The sequence below is a fragment of the Enterococcus florum genome, assembly GCF_004309355.1.
In the GTDB taxonomy this organism is placed as follows: Bacteria; Bacillota; Bacilli; order Lactobacillales; family Enterococcaceae; genus Enterococcus_A; species Enterococcus_A florum.
Window position 1 is genome coordinate 1 of sequence record NZ_BJCC01000008.1, and the last position, 17,710, is coordinate 17,710.

Here is a 17,710-nt window from a genome sequence, read left to right on the forward strand (position 1 = left end):
AAAAGAAAAAACTGTAGACAGCATCCATAAAATGGACTTTGTCTACAGTCTGAGCCATCTCATTGCTGAGATGGCTATCGTTCATTTTGAGGCAAATCATTTAACAAGCCTTCAAAAAGTAGTTATACTATGGACTACTAAAGGAGGAATCAGCATGAACATACGTGTATCAGAAAGTGCTGCAACGGCGCTTAAAACAAAACTTAACAGTTCTTCATTCATTCTTGCCTTAAATGACGGGTCCAATCAATTTTCCACGGTCGGCGGCTCCTGTGCTATCGGAGACAAATTCCAAATCTTCGCTACCGATGGTCCAAAAGACAATTACACAGAAAAGCTGGCTGGCAAGCCCTTTGAGATCTATATCTCTGATGGCGAAAAGCTGTTTCTTGGCGAAGAGGTTCTGATCGATTTCAATCAACGATTGAACAGCTTTGTTTTAAAAAACGAAAGCGGCATCCTCGACAACAATATTTTAGTCAAAGCATAAGTACAAGTCCTCTTGAAAAAGAGGGCTCAGACTGTAGACAAAAGACGTTCAAAACTCGTAATTTGAGTATTGAACGTCTTTTTAGCTGATTTCTTTCGAAATTTAGGACAAAAAAATAAAGGCTCTTTGCCTTTTTATAGCCAAGTGGCTAATTTCTTTAAATTCATTGCAGCAAACACCAGCATCGTATGCGTCGCAACTTTTTCCAAGCCTCGATACTTGGTCCAACGCATCCCATGCTTTTCTTTTGCATCCGCAAATATTCGTTCAATCGTCTCTTTTCGTTTTTTATAAACGGCCTTATTCAAATCTGTCAGACGAAGATGTTCCACTTCATCCATTAAATCTCCCCAAACATGTCTCGTAATGACTCGTTGGTGGTTTTTACTTTCCGTACATGTCTTTAACAGCGGACAGTTCACACATTCTTTTGGATTGGATTTGTATTCTCGGTACCCTTCTCGAGTGACCGTTGAAAAATCGAGCAGTTGATCCTTCGGACAAATATAACAATCATAATACTCATCGTAAAGAAACTCATTTTTTGATAACAAGCCCTTTTTCCCTTTAGTCCTAGTATAAGGCAAACAAGGGCGAAGGTTCAAATGAGTCAAAAAGTGAACAAATTTAGGTGTCTTATAGCCAGCATCAGCAACCACTCGTTTGATTCCAGGAAAAAGACTCTTCGATTGTTTGACGAGTTGAAAGGCAACTTGACTGTCATGAATATTTCCAGGAGTTACTATCGTGCTGAGAACAAACCCGTTGTCGTCGCATGAAGTATGGGCGGAATAAGCAAATTGTTTCTCTCGTTCACCTTTGACGTAGTAGCCGCTTTCTGGATCGGTTTTACTTATTTTTCTTTCTTTCAGCTTCACTTCCTTTTCTAAGTCCAAAGTAAAAGGGCGTTTTCCGGCTTCGATTCGTTGACGATTGATCTCATCTTCTAATTCATCTTGATAGGCTTTCGCTTCGTCATGGGTCATTTCCTTTGTGAACTTATGCTTATTAGCATTGGCTTTAATGTGAGTCGAATCAAGGTACAAATTATCCTCTGTCACAAAACCGGCTTTGACTGCTTGTTCCAAAATATAAGCAAAAATATCCTCAAACAATGTGATTTCTCTAAACCGTCGCACATAATTTTTCCCGAAGGTTGAAAAATGGGGAATTTTTTCTTCGAAGGAATAGCCTAAGAACCAGCGATAAGCAACGTTGGTATCTACCTCCTTGATCGTTTGCCGCATGGAACGAATTCCGAATAAATATTGGATAAACACTAATTTGATCAAAATGACTGGATCAACACTTGGTCGCCCTAAATCAGAGTAAGTGGCTTCGACGATTGGATAAATAAAATTAAAATCAAGCGCGGCATCGATCTTTCGAACGAGATGATCTTTGGGAACAAGATCATCAATCGTGAGCATCGCGAATTGATTTCTGCCGTTCGTATTGTTTTTGGACATCATAAAACACCACTCCTTGTATTCGATTTCATAAATCCATTATAAAAGAAAAAACTGTAGACAGCATCCATAAAATGGACTTTGTCTACAGTCTGAGTCCTCTTGAAAAAGAGGGCTTTTTTTGTTGTCGCGTTTCATAAAAAGGCTTCCAATTAAATCGTTGACAGAAGATCAAAAACTTGATAAGTTGTTATTATAAAATGATTAAATTTTAAATTAAAAAGCATTAGGTTTATTCATTTTTATTAATATGACAATTGTTATATAAAAAAAGCCCGTGCTGGGAACACGGACCCAAGACCACTTTCTCGTCCTGACAATTTTATTATAACAGAGAAAGAAGGAAGAAAAAATGGGAAAGAAAAAAGTAGTTGGGAATGATGGTAAGCAATATATCGTAAAAGAAAAGAAGCCTTTTTACAAAAAGATCTGGTTCTGGATCGTGGTGATCCTTTTGATCGGCGGCGTTGGCAGTGGATTGACTGAAGAAGATACTGCTAAAGACACCGAACCTGATATCGACCAGCTAGGAGAACCCGACAAAGACGATGCGACTCTATTGGATGAGCCTACAGATGAGCCAAAAACCGAGACATCCACACCAGAAAGGACCTCTCCAGCCCAAACAGAAGATAACTCGCTGCCTACCGAACACCGGTCCGCTCTGAAAAAGGCTGAATCTTACGCCAAAACCATGAAGATGTCCAAGCAAGGTGTCTACGATCAATTGACCTCCGAGTATGGCGAACAATTTTCTGCGGAAGCCGCCCAGTACGCTATCGAAAATCTCTCGATCGACTGGAACAAAAATGCGCTGGCTTCGGCCGAATCCTATGCCAAAACCATGAAAATGTCTAAAGCAGGTATTTACGAGCAGCTGATTTCAGAACATGGGGAGCAATTCACTCCGGAGGAAGCCCAATATGCCATCGAAAATGTTGCCGCCGACTGGAATAAAAATGCGCTGGAAACTGCAAAAAATTATCAAGACACCATGTCCATGTCTCCTGAAGCGATTCGGGACCAGCTGACCTCGGACTACGGTGAAAAATTTACCCCAGAAGAAGCCGAGTACGCTATACAAAACTTGAATAATTGATCATTCCTCGTCATCGCTCGTCAAACGAGTGATGATTTTTATTTTTTTAAGCATATTCTTTGTGATTAAACCAACAATACGATAGACTAATAACGTGGACTACCCCACCACATTTTCCTCTGTGCCGATCACTTAGTGGTCGGCCTTTCTTTTTTTAAGTTATCAAATCTATTCCTTCTTACTGAAAAGATCGTCCATTTTTATAGCTCTTATGCTATACTAATCACAAAAATAGGAGGGCTTTCAATGCAATTCAAACACATTTTACTTTTTTCAATCAAAGACTTTAATAATAACAAGGAAAAAGATGGCTATTTCCCCCACGATGGTACTGTGATCAACGTTGTAGTTAACGCAATGTCAGGCTTAAATGCTGTGGCTGTTGGTTTTACTAACAAAAGATAACACATGCGATCACATGTACTTTCGGCACAATTACCTATTTCAACTACGATACTTTTCTTAGTATAATAAAAGGAGTAAGAAGCTCGGTGGTTTGCGATGAAGGATGTGTATGCACACCTGCAGTCTTTCCTGGCTGACCACAGATCGTTCCCCCAATGATAGTCTGTTGAAAAGACAAAACTTTCCTGATTTGGTTTATTTTACGATCATTCGGTTGCTGTTTAGCGGTACTTTCGTCTTTGTCTTTCTGTTGACCCGATAGAAAAGAGGAGTTTTCCATGGAACAAGTTGCTTATGTAGGAATTATGATCACAGGAGTCATGCTGTTGATGGCCATTCTCATGAAACAAACTAATGGCCTCTTTTGGGCTCGTTTTCCTCATGAATTCATTAGGGACTTACATGATCCGCGTTTTAAGGATGAACGTCGCATCGGCAAAATGTATTGCCATTTTACTTTCACGTATATTTCGCCCTTCTTTCTAGGATTTTTGGTGATTTTAATCATCTCTTTTGTAATGGACCATTTTTTATAGACACTCTTATCTTACAAACGTGTGAGGATAAAGGAAGGTTTCTGACAGACAAAAAAAGACTGCGAATTGTTTATCCGCGGTCTTTTTTGCATTCTTTAAGCATCCTCTATTCGTATCATTTTCTTCCTATATTTTCGCCAAATCATCTAAATCAATTCTATCCGATAATAATCGAACACTACTTTATCTTGAAAGCCTAATGATTGATAAAGCTGATGGGCCCTGTGATTGGTCGTCGCTACTTCCAAATAAATTTGCTCCGGTTTTTTTGTTAAAATCTCTTGAATCGCCGTTGACAAAACAGTACGTCCAATTCCCTGCCCTCGATGTTCTGGGTTTACCACCAAGCCATAGATTCCAAAACGTCCGTCTACTTGATCTACTCTCAAGCAAGCCAAAAGCTCTTCCCCCTCTTTGTACAGCAGCGTATGTTCTAAATCATCGGCACTAAGACTGTAATCTGCCCCTTCATTCATAAAACGAGCAATTTCTTCCGCCTGATCCAGAGTCCCTTTCTCGAACTGTACAGTAGATAAAGCCTTTTGTTTGAAGTATTCCTGCTCCAGCTCCATATAGGCCTCAGAACAATCATAGCGGCACTCCGCTTGTTCCATAATTTCAACAAGCTTCTTATACTGATGATCCACGATCAACAGACACTGCTCGATCTGCCGATCCTGACAATACTTGCGCAGGTCATTCACCATTTGAAAAGAGTCTTCTCCTTCCAAAAGCAGCAGCGTTGCTTCAAGCTCTCGCGGTGCAAAGGTGGATAACCAAGCATACCCAACAAGTCGTTTTTTTCGCCAAAGCAGCAAATGATGACTCGACTGCTCCTCAGAATCCAAATAATTCAGGTCCAATTTATGCGCAATCCCGTTTTCTTCGATCTTAAAGCGTAATTCTTGCACTGCCTGCTTCTCCTCTGCGCTCAGTTTTTCTGTAAAATATCGATTCTCTATCACACGATTTCTCCTTTTTATCTGATGAACTTTCATTTCTACTGGAATTCCCCTACACGCTCTTTCACTTTAGTATAAAGAAATCTTTATTGGTTTGCTAGATGGACCAACCGTTATGTATTGCTAGAAAAATCCAAGCTCGAAAGATCCCTCGATAATCACTGTTTCCTTTCAGTATTCTAGAATAAACTCATCTCAAGAAAATACCCAAATCATTGAAGTAATAACTGAACACACCTTTGCTCTTAACTAATGAACCGTTCACTGTATATAACAATAAAAAATTGTTTATATTTACAGATAGAAGATTTTAGTGAAGCAAACACTCTCATCTGATCACATAAAAAACCTGCCATGCTGAACATGACAGGAATGATCTATTTGAAATAAAGCCTTCTCGTGAAGTATTTCAATAAGAATGGTGAGGATAAGGTGGTGAACAAAATCACCAAGATGATCGATGAGTAATAGTTTCCTGTGACCAGATGAGTCTGAAAGCCTAATTGAACGATGATCAACGCCATCTCGCCGCGGGAAATCATCCCGGAACCGACCATCAGGCTGCTTTGTCTGCCGAAGCCGGAGAGTCTGCTGCCGATAAATCCACCAGCCAGCTTTGAAATAATCGCAATGATGGTAAAAAAGAGAATAAACACGATTTGCCTGCTGAGTGCATCGAAGGTTACTTCAAGCCCAATGCTGATAAAGAAAACTGGAATAAAGACCGCATAGCCAATCGCTTCGATGTTGTACCGTACATCCTTCCAAACACTGGTTTGACCGATCGCTATCCCAGTCGAAAAGGCCCCGATGACCGAACTCAATCCGATAAAATCAGCCAGGTAAGACATACTCAAGCACAACGTCAGAGAAACAATAATCACGGAAGAGCGGGCGAATATTTTTTTACTTAAATTCATCAGATACGGCGCACCCCAACGAATCAGAAAGAAAACAGCGATGAAAAAAAGGACTTGTGCGATCAAAAAGAATCCCAGTGGTTGTTCGACACCGCCGACGTCACCGCCCAATAAAGGGGTACACAAACTAATGATCAAAACGACTAGGATATCATCTACCACCGCAGCACCCAATATCGTCGAACCTTCCTTGGTTTTAACCACATTCAGCTCTTTTAATACCTCCACCGAGATACTGACCGATGTCGCCGCTAAGATTAATCCAATGAAAAAAGACTGATTTATCGGTACGCCAAAAAGACCTCCGCCTCCTGTACCCAATACCAAGGGAAACAAGATCCCCAGCAAAGCAACAAAGACTCCTGGTTTAAAATACTTTCGTAATAAGGGGAGATTGCTTTCGATCCCGGCTAGAAACATCAATAAAATGACGCCAATCTCCGAAAAATCCTTCACCAAAATATCCGGGTGAACGATTTTCAAGCCACCATTTCCCAGCAAGATCCCCACGAGTAATTGCCCGATCACCATGGGTATCCCCATTCTTCGAGAAAAGTGGCTTGCTACGGTAACACTGACCAAAATCAGACACAACACACCAATAAAATCCATCTTATCTCCTCCACACTCGCAAACAAAAAAGTTAGCGTTAAGCCAATTGTATCCGTTTTCAAAAAGGAAGTCTATGGAAAAATAAGATTTATTAAAACACTTTTTAAAAAATGAGGGAGGTTAGGCTGCCGCTCATGAAACGATTCCTAAAGAAATAATCTGCAAATTATTGTGTTTCTTCATCCGCCCCTTCGCTAAAAATTAACACTCTTTTTTTCCTGAAGCAGGAAGGAAAGAAAAGAGCCTTTCCCATCATATACTTTGAAGAGACCGATGTCGTCCTCCTACTCATCCAAATACTCACCTTTTCCAAAGGCGGAGCCAAATTTCAAACCAAGTAATTGCGCCGATCGTGAATAGGATTAACCAAATGTATTGTGGGATTGCTCTGGAATATTCAAAATAGTACAGACCAAAAAATGTTTAGATTCCAGATTATATCTATTTTTTTGCTGTTTTTCTGAAGTAGTATCCTTCGATTACTTCCACTAAAAAACCTTCTCACCCGTTCTGTGAGAAGGTTTTGTTGGTTTGGTTAAGAAAAAAATTATATGGCTGGAGCCGCGGTGACTTCATCCAGCAGCTTAACAAATTCGTCGTATTGCTCGTCAGTCAGCAAGGATTTGTTATTCTCCTTCAGCTGTTCTACCGATGCACTATCTAGCTGTCCGCCAATTTGGCGGATATTGTTCATTAACTCTTCGTAATATTCATCTGTATCGTACCCTAGACCGTTCATAGCCTCCTGCGTCGCCTGTTCCGTCAGCTCGTCCAGCGTGATGGTATCATTCTTCTCTGGAATCTTGACCGCTTTTCCTTTGTCTTTGCTTTGCGTATCAAAGGTCAATTGAAGATTGATTTTTTTCCCATCGTTTTCCGTAGTGGTCGAAATTTTCATCTTTTGAGTCTTCTTTTTCGGATTAATGGCTACTTTAACACTCATTTTTTCTGCATCCTCAAGTGTTTTTTTCATCTCAGCGACAGCTTCTTTTTGTTTTTTGCTGCCGTTCTCTTTTATATAATTACAGTAGCCCAGCAATTCTTTTTTCGTAAACGTATGTGTTAGAGTATCCTCTTTTTTGGCAAAAGAGTCTCCCTCTAAGGTCTCCACGTACTCTTTGAACAGTTTCTTGTCTGAGAAGCCCGTAGTTCCGATACTTCCCGAACCTTTTGATGGCAAGGTCTCTTCTAATTCTTCTTCATCCATCAAAATGTACTTGTCCTTCAGCTGGTCATTCATCGCACCCCCGATGTTTTCCCCCGACAAGCTCCCCGCAAAATTCATCAGTGCTTGATAAAAATTACTGGAAACATAGGCTTTTTGGTTTTTTTGATCCAAGATCATCTCTAATGGAATCTTCTGTCCCAGCATGTCGATATCCATGTCCATCGCCAGAGCTTCCTTTTTCTTGTCAACAGAATAATCCCCGCTCATTTTCAATGCTTTCAATTGATTGGCGATCATATTGTACATCGCTGTTTCAGATGCATCTGCCGTGTTTTCCCCCGAAATCGTCAGATCATCAATCGCCATTGAGAATGTTCCCGCAGTTTGACCCGATTGACTTGCTAAAGCCTCCGAGAATTCTGTTTGAGGCTTTGCTCCGCAGCCGGATAAGCCAATCATCACCAACAATACTGCCCCCATTATCTTGCCCTTTTTCATCTTTTGTCCTCCTTTTGATAGTTCTATCATATCAATGGACAGCCGTTGGAACAATCAAATATTGAAAAAAGGAATAAGTCCTCGCATTCACGAAAAAATTCATGTTTTTAGTAATTTTTCGGGTATTTCAATGTTTTGGGATCAGCCCCACTCTTGACGTTGACGGTTGCTTTGGATCAAGGTTGCTGCGGGGATCTCAGGATGATGGTATCTGCGCCTTTTTTGAGTCTTTTCTTTAAAGTTAATGGCTTTTTCCGGACAATACTGGACACAAGCGAGGCATTGTTCGCAATGGTTCAAAAAAGCTGGTTGTCCGTCATGCATTTCAATATTGTTTACGGGACATACTTTTTCGCATAAGTTGCATGAGACACAAGCTTGACTGATTTGGTAATGACGGTCGGAGGTCTGGGCCCGCTGGATCTGCCAACGATAATAGCGGTCAAGCAATGGGATGTTTCTTCGGGTCTGCTTAATTGTTTTCATCCGCAGGTCTTCCACGATGTGCTGCAGCGCCTGATCAGCCTGAATGGTCTTTTGTTCCAGCTTTCGGCTCAAATCATACATCACGACATAGTTGGAAAACATTTTTAGCTTGGCACTGTAATGCAGGGCTTGACCCTTCTGACACAGCAAGCCATTCAGTTGAGACAAGGCATTGCCGGACAATTCGCCGAAAGTGGTGATCCCATAGACATACTCGCAGCGGCACTGAGAAAGATCCAGTTGTCGAATAAATCGTTCTGCCTGACGCGGCAGTCCTTGAAAATACGTCGGATAAATAAACCCAATGCTTTCATATGTTCCTGTTAGTGAAGGACACACCGGACAGCTCATTGATTGGATCCTGCACGGACGGAATGCTTTGCCAATGGTTTTTGCTGCATGCAGACTGTTGCCGGTACCAGAAAAATAGAAAATCAGATGTTTCATTGCTTCCACCTCGCTTCATTTTTTTCAGCATAACACTGAATCTTACTTGAGGGTCAATATGGTAAAATGAAGGAAATAGAGGAGCTGATCCAAGGCTATTCAGACATCCTCGCGATCATTGCCAGTCTGCCTCTGATGAATGCGTTTGACGAGCTTTCCGATAAAAGACAGGAGACGATTTTGCTGATCGATCAGCACTACAAGCGATTGTCAAAGACGATTTGAGAGCAATCAAAAAGACATGCTGCCGCAAATCGTTTAAATCGATGCTTGCTTATTTGGATGGTCAATCAGTCGATAGAAAACCTGTTGACTCTTTGAAATTCGAGGGCGGTTATGATAAAATAGGAACGAAAAGAGGAGTTGTGGCAACAACTCCTCCTTGCAGACCGTTTAAGACGGTGGCATCTTTTTTGGTTCAAAAATAGACCGTCAACTCGCCAAAGTTGAGACGGTCTATTTTTTTTGCTCTTTTTTGAACTTCACCCACGCCAAGAAGGAATCACTGGCCTTCGCGATCGCGGTCACGATCACTGCCGCAGCACCTATCAGAGCGATGAGTTGATCCATGGAGAACAAATCAGGCAATCCTTTCTATCTGAGTACCGCCGATAAGTTTTTAAACTCATAGGCATCTGTCCCTTCGATCGTTTTGCCAACCGTCACAAACTTCCTGCAACTATGATTGTACCATAACAAACGAAAGAGCGGGAACGAACGTTTGTCTATTGAGGTTTATTTATCAGAAAAGGAACTTTCCCATAATCGGAAAGTCCCAAAAATACGTCTTAATACAGTTCCGTTCTTCGATCCTCAAACACGGGCATTGCTTGACGAGCTTCGGCCACACGTGCTGGGTCGATCTCGATCGTTCCCGTCTCTTCTTGCTCCCCCAGCTCCAGCAGAATCTCGCCAAAAGGATCAATAACCAGCGAATGACCAGCGAACCGGTTTGCTGGGTCCTCGCCGGCTCGATTGACCCCGACGACATAGGACTGGTTTTCGATCGCTCTGGCCTGCAGCAGCTTGCGCCAAGCAGCTAAGCGTTGGATCGGCCATTGTGCAGGCACCACAAACAAATCGGTTCCTGTTTTACTGACTTGTCTGCGGAACCATTCAGGAAACCGCAGGTCGTAACAGATCATCGGCGAAACCTTGAAATCTCCCATTTGGATCGTCACGCCTTGATCGCCAGCTATCAAATACTGTTCCTCCTGCATCAGACGGAACAAATGGACTTTGTCATACCTTCCTAAATGCTCGCCAGAGGGCCCACACAAAAAGCAGGTGTTGCGGTAGTCCTTTTCTTGTTTCACCGCCACAGAGCCTCCTAAAAGGTAAATTTCGCAGTCTTGAGCCAGTTTACTCAGTAATGTTCGGGTCCGCCGCCCATTTTCGTCTGCGATTTCCGATAGACGCGTCAAATCATAGCCGGTATTCCACATTTCAGGCAGGATCACCAGCTGATCTTTTGCCAACACCATTTGTTTGATGAGTCTTTCTACTCGAGCAAAATTTTTCTCTGGTTCGCCGTAGCAGATATCCATCTGTATCAAAGTAATTTTCATTTGTTAGCTCCGATCTAAACGTTTTGCGATGCTGTTACCGATCGATTGGACCACTTGGACTAATACGATCAATAAACAAATTGTAGCATACATCACAGTGGGCTCGTTCCTTAAAAATCCGTATTGGTAGGCGATGCTGCCGAGACCTCCTGCACCAACCAGACCAGCCATAGCCGTAGCCCCGATCAAGCCGATCAATGCAATCGTCAATCCGCGGATGATCCCGCCTCGCGCTTCCCTTAGCAGTACGGTTTTTACGATATTAAAGTGGCTGATGCCCATGGACTGGTAGGCTTCGATGACACCTTGGTCAACCTCCAGAAGCGAGGTCTCGACTAAACGAGCCAAATAAGGAGCGGTATACACGATCAACGGCAGCAGGACCCCTCGCACACCAATCGTTGTGCCTACAATCAATTTCGTTAACGGTAAAATCAGGAACAGCATAATGATAAAAGGTAGAGAACGCAGAATATTGATCCCCCAGTTCAACACTGCATACGTCGCTGGATTACTGTTCAAGCCGCCTTCACGGCTCAAAACTAGAAACACCCCTAAAGGAATCCCGATAAGGATCGACACCAGCAGTCCGATGCTGACCATGATCAGCGTCTGCCCCGTCCCTTCCACGATGACCGATCCCCATTGTTGCGCAAATGTGCTCATGCGTGTACCTCCTCAATAATAATTCCTTGCGAAGCAATATAAGCTTTCGCCTCAGCAAATTCGGCTTCTGTCCCGCCTGTCAGCTGCACCAGCAGCTGGCCGTGGCGCTGGTCTTTTAAATAGCGGATATTGCCGCTCAAAATATTTGGCAGCAGATCATATCGTTTGGCAACCTGAGCCAAAACAGGCTCTGTAGCTTCCTCACCGATAAATTGCAGATGCAGCAATCGCCCTGTCGACTTGTATCCGTCCAGTACTTCTTCTGGCACATCATAGTGTTCATTCGCCCCGATAAACCGTTTAGTGGTTGGATTTTGAGGTTGAGTAAAGACTTGAATCACCGGGCCTTCTTCGATCACTCTTCCCTCTTCCATCACTGCTACCCGATCGCAAATCCGCTGAACGACATCGATTTCATGCGTGATCAAAAAGATCGTGATCCCTAAGTCCTTGTTGATCTTCAGCAGCAATTCCAAGATCGCTTCGGTGGTTTCTGGGTCTAAGGCACTGGTCGCTTCATCGGACAGTAGGATCTCTGGTTCATGAGCCAACGCACGAGCAATCGCCACTCGCTGTTTCTGACCGCCGGAAAGTTGTGCAGGATAATTGTCCTTGCGATCAGACAAGCCGACTAACGCCAAATAGGTATTGACTCGTTTTTCGATCACCTCCGCAGAGATTCCTTCCAGCTGCAGGGGTTTCGCAATGTTTTCATAAACGGTGGCGGTTGAAAGCAAGTTGTAGCCTTGAAAGATCATGCCAATCTTGCGCCGAGTCAGAAGGAGCTCTTTCTTGCTCAGCTGATTCAAATTTTGGCCGTTGATCCAGACCTCCCCTTGCGTCGGAGCCTCTAAAAAATTGACCATGCGGATCAAGGTCGATTTTCCAGCACCTGAATAGCCGACGACACCAAAAATCTCGCCCTTTTGAATTGTCAGATCGACGGCTTTGACCGCTTCGACCATATTTTTTTTCTGTTGGTAGGTTTTCGATACGTGCTTTAATTCAATCATGGTCTTCCCCCACTTCAATGTGTTTAAAATGCTGGCACGACAGATCCCTTAAAGGTCTCGTCGATAAACTGTTTAGTCTCTTCTGACTGGTAATACTCCCGCAATTTTTCAATGACTTTGTCATTTTTATTAGCCACTCGAACAGCGAACACGTTAAAATACGGATTGTTTTCCTGTGGTTCATGGTAAACAGCGTCATCATTGATCGTCAGACCAGCACCAAAGGCAAAATTGGTATTGATGGCGGCTGCGGCCAGTTCGCCCAGCTGCTGCGGGATCTGCGAAGCCTCCAGCTCAACGATTTCGATTTTTTTAGGATTTTCTGCTACATCATTTTTGGTTGCTTGGACTTCGACGCCGTCTTTTAGTTTCAAAACACCGGCCTCCTCTAGTAGTTTTAATGCGCGATATTCGTTAGTCGGGTCATTTGGTACACCGACCTTGTCTCCTTCCTTTAACTCATCCAGCGATTTCAACTTCTCTGAATAGACGCCCAGTGGAAAAACAACTGTTTTAAATGCCTGCTCAATCTCATAATTTTTGTCCTTCGCCTGTTGCTCCAAAAAGGACAAGGTTTGGTAGCTGTTGCCATCTAAATCGCCGTCATTCAACGCAGTATTCGGCGTGTTGTAATCATCAAAGGTCTTTACTTCGATTGTCAGACCATCCTCGTTTGCTTGTTTTGCCACCTCTTCTAAGATTTGCTGGTGCGGACCCGAAGTCACCCCGATCGTCACCTTATCCTCGTCTAAGGCCGCCTCTTTTTTATTGCTGCCTCCACAAGCAGCCAACAGAAGTCCTCCGGCTATTAAAACTGTTCCTGCTAAAATCGTTTGCTTGATTCCTTTTTTCATGAATGATTCCTCCTCAAATTTTTTGCCAAAAGAAAAAAACTCGCCCTTTTCCACCCACTAAGAGTTGGAAAAGGACGAGCTTACTCGCGGTACCACCTTTTTTTGCAGAATGTCTCACGACCTCTGCCTTAACTAGTACGTGTTCATACTAGAGCGTTCCTAACGAGCGCTACCCCGTCACCGTCTACCTATCGACAGTGCCGTTCAGAGACCATTTTCTACACACGTCCGCATATCTGGCTCTCACCTGCCCAGACTCTCTTTGATGCTTCGTTGTCTATACTTTTCTCTTCATCACGTTTTTCTTTTTAGCGATTTGTTATGAGTTGTATCATACCCAGACGAAATTCATTTGTCAACAGTCAATTTTCATCTTTTTCACAGTTGACTTTAATTTTAGAAAAGCTTAGACTAATCTCAATTTAAAAAACTAGGAGTTGACGATGTTTTATGGATATCACCGTTGAAGTTCGACCCGGAGCGAATCGCTACGCCACCGGCAAAGGAATTTTGCAGGATCTGCCTGCTTATTTAGTTCCTTTTAAAAAGGTTGCTGTGGTCACTGGAGAAATTTCTTTTCAAATTTTTTCCGACTATTATCAAAAAGAATTCAATTATCCGCTTTATCGCTATAACGGCAGTGCCAGTCGTGAGGATGCACAACGAATCGCTGATGAGATCGGTGAAGCCGATGTGATTCTGGCCATCGGCGGCGGCCGTGTACTGGACACGGGCAAACTTGTTGCCGAGGTCATGAATATCGAAATGATCGCCGTCCCTACCCTGATCTCAAACTGTGCACCCTTCACACCGATCGTGGCGGTCTACCACCCGGATCGAACATTTCGCGAGATGGGCTTTATGCCTAGAGCGCCTTTTCTGACCTTGATCGATTATCAGTTTTTACTGGTTACACCACAAGATTATTTTGTCGCTGGCATTGGCGATACAATCGCTAAATGGTATGAGATAATCGGCATCACCAAGCAGCTGAGTGAAGAAGAAAAAACGGCCTACATCCGCTTGGGAATCGCCAGCGCGAAAGTAATCCTAGACATTTTATTAAGCGATTCGATCGAAGGAATCGCTGATCTTAAAAAGCAACAGATTACCCCAGCGTTTGAACGCGTTGCGGATACTATCATTGGTTTGGCAGGTGAAACCGGCGGCTTTGCAGCCACTTATGGACGCTCTGCCGGTGCCCATGCTATTCACGATGGTCTCTCCTACCTAGAAGCGACTCATGCACAGCTTCATGGAAACAAAGTTGCTTACGGAATATTGGTTCAATTAGCACATACCAATGAACTTGATGAGATCAAAAAGCTGCACACGTTCTACAAAAACACAGGATTGCCGACCAAGCTTGCTGAATTAGATGTTTTAGACACAAGTAAAGAAGGTTTAGCACCTTGTACACAGCATGCTGCATCTCTAGAAGAAACCTTTAGAATGATCGATCCTGAGATAACCCCAGAACAGGTTTATCAAGCGATCCAAATCGTAGAGTCTCTTTAATTAAAGTTTACCCCCAACCTATTGAAGTATACTTCAATAGGTTTTTTATTGTTTATATTTATACGATGAAGTAAACCTTATTTAGTTTAATCAATTTAGGGTTTACTTTTTTTACAAGGTAGACCTCATTTAATAAAACAAGTTTTCACTTCAATTCATTTATGGTTTACTCTATACTAGAAATATAAAGTAAACTTCATCGCTTCATTTTAAAGTAAACTTTATTATTTATGAAGTTTACTTTTTCTTTGTCTATATACATTTATATCAATATTCATAGAACAAAAAGGTTTACTTTTTATATATAAGGTTTACTTTTATCGAATCATGTATATATAAAGTAAACTATATATCTACAATTCGATTTGCAGTTTACCTAATAAACATTAAAAGTTTACTTTTTAAAGTGAATTTCACTGACTTTATAGCTATTAGCCATGTCAAAAGTTTACTTTTATTTAGAAAAAGTAGACCTTATTTTTAAATAAAGTCTACTGTATAATATTATTTCAAAGTAAACTTCAATTAAAAAGTAAACTTCATTATACAAATATCTATATTAAAGTGTACTTCAATTTTTATATATTGTTTACCTTTTTACTCTTTTAGGTATACTTTTTTTTGCGTAAAAGCTTTTATTACAACACTACGAACTATAAATAGTTTACTCTTATTTTAATAAAAGTGAACTCTATTTATATTTTAAAGTTTACTCCATTTTTTTAAACAGTTTACTCTAATTAATCTTGGTGAAAAGTATCTTTTTAGAAATTTAAGTGACCTGTTCTATTTATCGAATTAAAGTAAACCATTATTCTTTTTTTTAGTTCCGTCTAATAAAGTTTACCATATTATTCATCATTATAGTAAACCGTATTGTAATTTTTTGCTTTTTATAGTAAACTTTAAAAGAATATGAGCAGAATAGGAGTTTACCGTATGGCCAATAAAAAAGCAGAGACCTATGTAGTGGGGAATTTTAAAGGTGGAGTAGGGAAGTCGACAACTGTCCAAATGTTGTCCTTTGAAAGTGCCTTTCGAAAGCATCGAAAAACGTTAGTGATCGATTTAGACCCTCAGGGCAATACCAGCGATGTGTTGTCTTTAACGGCTGAAAATTTCGGAAACATGGATCTCCCTGATGAATTCGATTCGACGATTTGGGAAGCTGTTCGAACAGGGGATATCGCGGGATCTATCTACAATATCCTTCCAAATTTGGACTTGATTCCTGCGAATATTTCTTTTTCTGATTTTCCAGATTATATGATCGAAAAATACCCAAGCGACAAATTGTCGCAATTTCAATATATGGAACGCTTGATCGAGCCTTTGAAACAGATTTACGACGTCATCTACATTGACGTTCCGCCAACAATCAGTACGTACTCAAATGCTGCAATGTACGTAGCGGAATATGTCATTGTGATCCTGCAGACTCAGGTAAAATCCCTAAAAGGGGCTCAGAACTACATTGATTATATGAATTTCTTCGTGGAGCAGTACGATACAGACCTAGAAGTAGTAGGGATCGTCCCGTTCATGATGCAAAAACGTGATTCTGTCGATCAGGAGATCTACGAAACCGCAAAGGATATCTATGGTGACCATCTTCTAAAAACGGTCGTCTTAAACCAAAGTCGCTTAAAACGCTACGATGGGTCCGGGATTACCTATGATATCAACAAGAATGGTAAGGTAGAGCAGTGGGATAACCGTGCACACGAGGTTTTCATGCAAATCCTTGACGAAATTGATGAGCATCGTATTTTATTATCAGAAGTGGAGTAGGGGGAGGTTAAATGGCAAAGAAAATGAAGCTTGACTCGCTTTTGACCGCGAACAAGAAGAATAAAGGCATTGAAAAGATGTCTGAATACACTAAACAAGATAAAAAAGAAGCGGAACAGCCAAAACCTAGTTCAAAAGATCTTCTAGCCAATGCACCGATCAAACGGGAAATTCCTGCTAGACAGCAACATTCTTCGTTTAGGACTACGCAAGACGCACCTTTGCGGACAACATATCGTCAACCAGAACCTGTTTCAGAAGAAAATAATCATGAAGCGGGGAAAAGAGGGCGTAAACGGCAATACTATGATCCACGTTTAAAGGCGCTTGAAATGCAGAAGATCTCTGCACGAACAAAAATCCGGATTCAAAACCTGATCAATGCCAAATTTGACGGCTTTACACCGGATAAAATGTTTGATTGGCTCTATGAATACTACATTGAGAAAGAGTTGTCAAAGGATGACCGAAACTTCTTGAACCATGTCGAAGAAACCGCCATGGAAGAGTACAAAGAGAAGCCAAAGTACCAGAAATTATTTAAAGAATTAGAAAACGATGAGAAATAGCGGTAAAAAAAGTAAACCACAAAGTACTTTCTAAGGTATTTTGAAGTTTACTTTTTTTTATTTTATTCAAGAATAAAGTAAACTTCAAAATGTTGTATTTCAAATTCGAAAGTTTACTTTTTTTTAAGAATTACCTAGTCTTCCTTGTGGATAAAATTTGCTTAAACTCGCATATCTCTCTGGGTTTATCCACAGTTTCTTCGAAAGAGGGCAGAGGAATTTTTTAAATTTAAGTTTACCTTTTTAACTTTTTCAAATTGAATTATAGTTTACCCAAAAACATTTAAAATCTATTTTGAAGTTTACTATAATTCATTTAGCAACATTTATAAAAGTAAACTTCAAAAAAAGATGTTCACAAATCGCTTTACAACGGCGTTTATATCTATTATTCTTAACATGTAAATAAATGAATCAAAAAAAGAGTCCAAAGATTTGGCGATCTTTAAACTCTCAAGGTTTGAGCTAATTTTGGCGAATTAGCTTGTCACATATAAATTAAGCGTATCGGCTAGAAAAATTGGCGTTTGTCTAACCTTTCTTTATTATACTATAAAACATCTTTTTTCTCAATCATTTATAGTGTGACGACTCTCAAATCCTTGTTTTTTTATGATTCACGGATGAATATGGAGGGAG

18 protein-coding genes, 1 pseudogene and 1 other annotated feature are annotated in these 17,710 nt (G+C 41.2%); of the genes and pseudogenes, 9 read left to right on the forward strand and 10 right to left on the reverse strand.

Annotated features, from left to right (window positions below; all coding sequences use genetic code 11):
- Positions 1-154: 154 nt before the first annotated feature.
- Positions 155-490 (forward strand): iron-sulfur cluster biosynthesis family protein, encoded by a 336-nt coding sequence (locus NRIC_RS04245; protein ID WP_146621468.1) that lies wholly within the window; start codon positions 155-157, stop codon positions 488-490.
- A 26-nt stretch (positions 491-516) separates the two neighbouring features.
- On the opposite strand, the pseudogene NRIC_RS04250 reads toward NRIC_RS04245, so the two are convergent.
- Positions 517-1,962: pseudogene (locus NRIC_RS04250) on the reverse strand (IS1182 family transposase).
- Between the two features lie 349 nt (positions 1,963-2,311).
- On the opposite strand from NRIC_RS04250, the gene NRIC_RS04255 reads away from it, so the two are divergent.
- The 4 genes from NRIC_RS04255 (at position 2,312) to NRIC_RS04260 (ending at position 3,999) form a co-directional block, all read left to right on the forward strand.
- Positions 2,312-3,058, forward strand: a complete 747-nt coding sequence (locus NRIC_RS04255) for an Ltp family lipoprotein (RefSeq protein ID WP_146621470.1) — start codon at positions 2,312-2,314, stop codon at positions 3,056-3,058.
- Positions 3,059-3,304: 246 nt separating this feature from the next.
- A complete protein-coding gene (locus tag NRIC_RS19210; protein ID WP_175579993.1) occupies positions 3,305-3,463 on the forward strand; it encodes a hypothetical protein in 159 nt (52 codons plus the stop codon).
- Positions 3,464-3,572: 109 nt separating this feature from the next.
- The gene (locus NRIC_RS19215) at positions 3,573-3,725 is read left to right on the forward strand and encodes a hypothetical protein (protein ID WP_175579994.1); all 153 of its coding nucleotides are present in this window, start codon (positions 3,573-3,575) and stop codon (positions 3,723-3,725) included.
- A 16-nt stretch (positions 3,726-3,741) separates the two neighbouring features.
- A complete protein-coding gene (locus NRIC_RS04260; protein ID WP_146621471.1) occupies positions 3,742-3,999 on the forward strand; it encodes a hypothetical protein in 258 nt (85 codons plus the stop codon).
- A gap of 146 nt (positions 4,000-4,145) precedes the next feature.
- Here the strand turns inward: NRIC_RS04260 and NRIC_RS04265 are convergent, their stop codons facing one another.
- The 4 genes from NRIC_RS04265 to NRIC_RS04280 form a co-directional block, all read right to left on the reverse strand.
- Entirely contained in the window at positions 4,146-4,964 is an 819-nt protein-coding gene (locus NRIC_RS04265; protein ID WP_175579995.1) for a GNAT family N-acetyltransferase, read from the reverse strand.
- A gap of 374 nt (positions 4,965-5,338) precedes the next feature.
- Complete coding sequence (locus tag NRIC_RS04270) at positions 5,339-6,493, reverse strand: cation:proton antiporter (protein WP_146621473.1); 1,155 nt, start codon at positions 6,491-6,493, stop codon at positions 5,339-5,341.
- Positions 6,494-7,040: 547 nt separating this feature from the next.
- Positions 7,041-8,159, reverse strand: coding sequence for a hypothetical protein (locus NRIC_RS04275; RefSeq protein WP_146621474.1), 1,119 nt, complete (start codon positions 8,157-8,159; stop codon positions 7,041-7,043).
- A 141-nt stretch (positions 8,160-8,300) separates the two neighbouring features.
- Positions 8,301-9,092: an EFR1 family ferrodoxin gene (locus tag NRIC_RS04280; protein WP_146621475.1), complete on the reverse strand. Its 792-nt coding sequence runs from the start codon at positions 9,090-9,092 to the stop codon at positions 8,301-8,303.
- A gap of 66 nt (positions 9,093-9,158) precedes the next feature.
- Here NRIC_RS04280 and NRIC_RS19220 point away from each other — a divergent pair, with 66 nt between their 5' ends.
- Positions 9,159-9,317 carry a hypothetical protein gene (locus NRIC_RS19220; RefSeq protein ID WP_175579996.1) on the forward strand — a complete coding sequence of 53 codons (159 nt, stop codon included), beginning with the start codon at positions 9,159-9,161 and terminating at the stop codon, positions 9,315-9,317.
- A gap of 231 nt (positions 9,318-9,548) precedes the next feature.
- Here the strand turns inward: NRIC_RS19220 and NRIC_RS19670 are convergent, their stop codons facing one another.
- From NRIC_RS19670 to NRIC_RS04300, 5 genes are all read right to left on the reverse strand, one after another.
- Positions 9,549-9,671 carry a hypothetical protein gene (locus NRIC_RS19670; RefSeq protein WP_265416100.1) on the reverse strand — a complete coding sequence of 41 codons (123 nt, stop codon included), beginning with the start codon at positions 9,669-9,671 and terminating at the stop codon, positions 9,549-9,551.
- Between the two features lie 209 nt (positions 9,672-9,880).
- Entirely contained in the window at positions 9,881-10,660 is a 780-nt protein-coding gene (locus NRIC_RS04285; protein ID WP_146621476.1) for a carbon-nitrogen family hydrolase, read from the reverse strand.
- A gap of 3 nt (positions 10,661-10,663) precedes the next feature.
- Entirely contained in the window at positions 10,664-11,326 is a 663-nt protein-coding gene (locus tag NRIC_RS04290; protein WP_146621477.1) for a methionine ABC transporter permease, read from the reverse strand.
- A complete protein-coding gene (locus NRIC_RS04295; protein WP_146621478.1) occupies positions 11,323-12,339 on the reverse strand; it encodes a methionine ABC transporter ATP-binding protein in 1,017 nt (338 codons plus the stop codon). Before NRIC_RS04295 ends, NRIC_RS04290 begins: the two co-directional genes overlap by 4 nt.
- Positions 12,340-12,362: 23 nt before the next feature.
- Positions 12,363-13,193, reverse strand: a complete 831-nt coding sequence (locus tag NRIC_RS04300; RefSeq protein WP_146621479.1) for a MetQ/NlpA family ABC transporter substrate-binding protein — start codon at positions 13,191-13,193, stop codon at positions 12,363-12,365.
- Between the two features lie 67 nt (positions 13,194-13,260).
- Positions 13,261-13,497, reverse strand: a binding site (T-box leader).
- A 146-nt stretch (positions 13,498-13,643) separates the two neighbouring features.
- Here NRIC_RS04300 and NRIC_RS04305 point away from each other — a divergent pair.
- The 3 genes from NRIC_RS04305 to NRIC_RS04315 all read left to right on the forward strand — a co-directional run bounded on the left by NRIC_RS04305 (position 13,644) and on the right by NRIC_RS04315 (position 17,071).
- Positions 13,644-14,711, forward strand: a complete 1,068-nt coding sequence (locus tag NRIC_RS04305) for an iron-containing alcohol dehydrogenase family protein (protein ID WP_146621480.1) — start codon at positions 13,644-13,646, stop codon at positions 14,709-14,711.
- Positions 14,712-15,650: 939 nt separating this feature from the next.
- Positions 15,651-16,502: a ParA family protein gene (locus NRIC_RS04310; RefSeq protein WP_146621481.1), complete on the forward strand. Its 852-nt coding sequence runs from the start codon at positions 15,651-15,653 to the stop codon at positions 16,500-16,502.
- A gap of 11 nt (positions 16,503-16,513) precedes the next feature.
- Entirely contained in the window at positions 16,514-17,071 is a 558-nt protein-coding gene (locus NRIC_RS04315; protein ID WP_146621482.1) for a hypothetical protein, read from the forward strand.
- Positions 17,072-17,710: the final 639 nt, after the last annotated feature.

Excerpts from the sequence above, each read along its gene's own strand:
- NRIC_RS04245 (WP_146621468.1), top strand. The coding sequence starts at position 155 with ATGAACATACGTGTATCAGAAAGTGCTGCAACGGCGCTTAAAACAAAA.
- NRIC_RS04255 (WP_146621470.1), top strand. The coding sequence starts at position 2,312 with ATGGGAAAGAAAAAAGTAGTTGGGAATGATGGTAAGCAATATATCGTA.
- NRIC_RS19210 (WP_175579993.1), top strand. The coding sequence starts at position 3,305 with ATGCAATTCAAACACATTTTACTTTTTTCAATCAAAGACTTTAATAAT.
- NRIC_RS19215 (WP_175579994.1), top strand. The coding sequence starts at position 3,573 with ATGCACACCTGCAGTCTTTCCTGGCTGACCACAGATCGTTCCCCCAAT.
- NRIC_RS04260 (WP_146621471.1), top strand. The coding sequence starts at position 3,742 with ATGGAACAAGTTGCTTATGTAGGAATTATGATCACAGGAGTCATGCTG.
- NRIC_RS04270 (WP_146621473.1), bottom strand. The coding sequence starts at position 6,493 with ATGGATTTTATTGGTGTGTTGTGTCTGATTTTGGTCAGTGTTACCGTA.
- NRIC_RS04275 (WP_146621474.1), bottom strand. The coding sequence starts at position 8,159 with ATGAAAAAGGGCAAGATAATGGGGGCAGTATTGTTGGTGATGATTGGC.
- NRIC_RS04280 (WP_146621475.1), bottom strand. The coding sequence starts at position 9,092 with ATGAAACATCTGATTTTCTATTTTTCTGGTACCGGCAACAGTCTGCAT.
- NRIC_RS19220 (WP_175579996.1), top strand. The coding sequence starts at position 9,159 with ATGAAGGAAATAGAGGAGCTGATCCAAGGCTATTCAGACATCCTCGCG.
- NRIC_RS04285 (WP_146621476.1), bottom strand. The coding sequence starts at position 10,660 with ATGAAAATTACTTTGATACAGATGGATATCTGCTACGGCGAACCAGAG.
- NRIC_RS04290 (WP_146621477.1), bottom strand. The coding sequence starts at position 11,326 with ATGAGCACATTTGCGCAACAATGGGGATCGGTCATCGTGGAAGGGACG.
- NRIC_RS04295 (WP_146621478.1), bottom strand. The coding sequence starts at position 12,339 with ATGATTGAATTAAAGCACGTATCGAAAACCTACCAACAGAAAAAAAAT.
- NRIC_RS04300 (WP_146621479.1), bottom strand. The coding sequence starts at position 13,193 with ATGAAAAAAGGAATCAAGCAAACGATTTTAGCAGGAACAGTTTTAATA.
- NRIC_RS04305 (WP_146621480.1), top strand. The coding sequence starts at position 13,644 with ATGGATATCACCGTTGAAGTTCGACCCGGAGCGAATCGCTACGCCACC.
- NRIC_RS04310 (WP_146621481.1), top strand. The coding sequence starts at position 15,651 with ATGGCCAATAAAAAAGCAGAGACCTATGTAGTGGGGAATTTTAAAGGT.
- NRIC_RS04315 (WP_146621482.1), top strand. The coding sequence starts at position 16,514 with ATGGCAAAGAAAATGAAGCTTGACTCGCTTTTGACCGCGAACAAGAAG.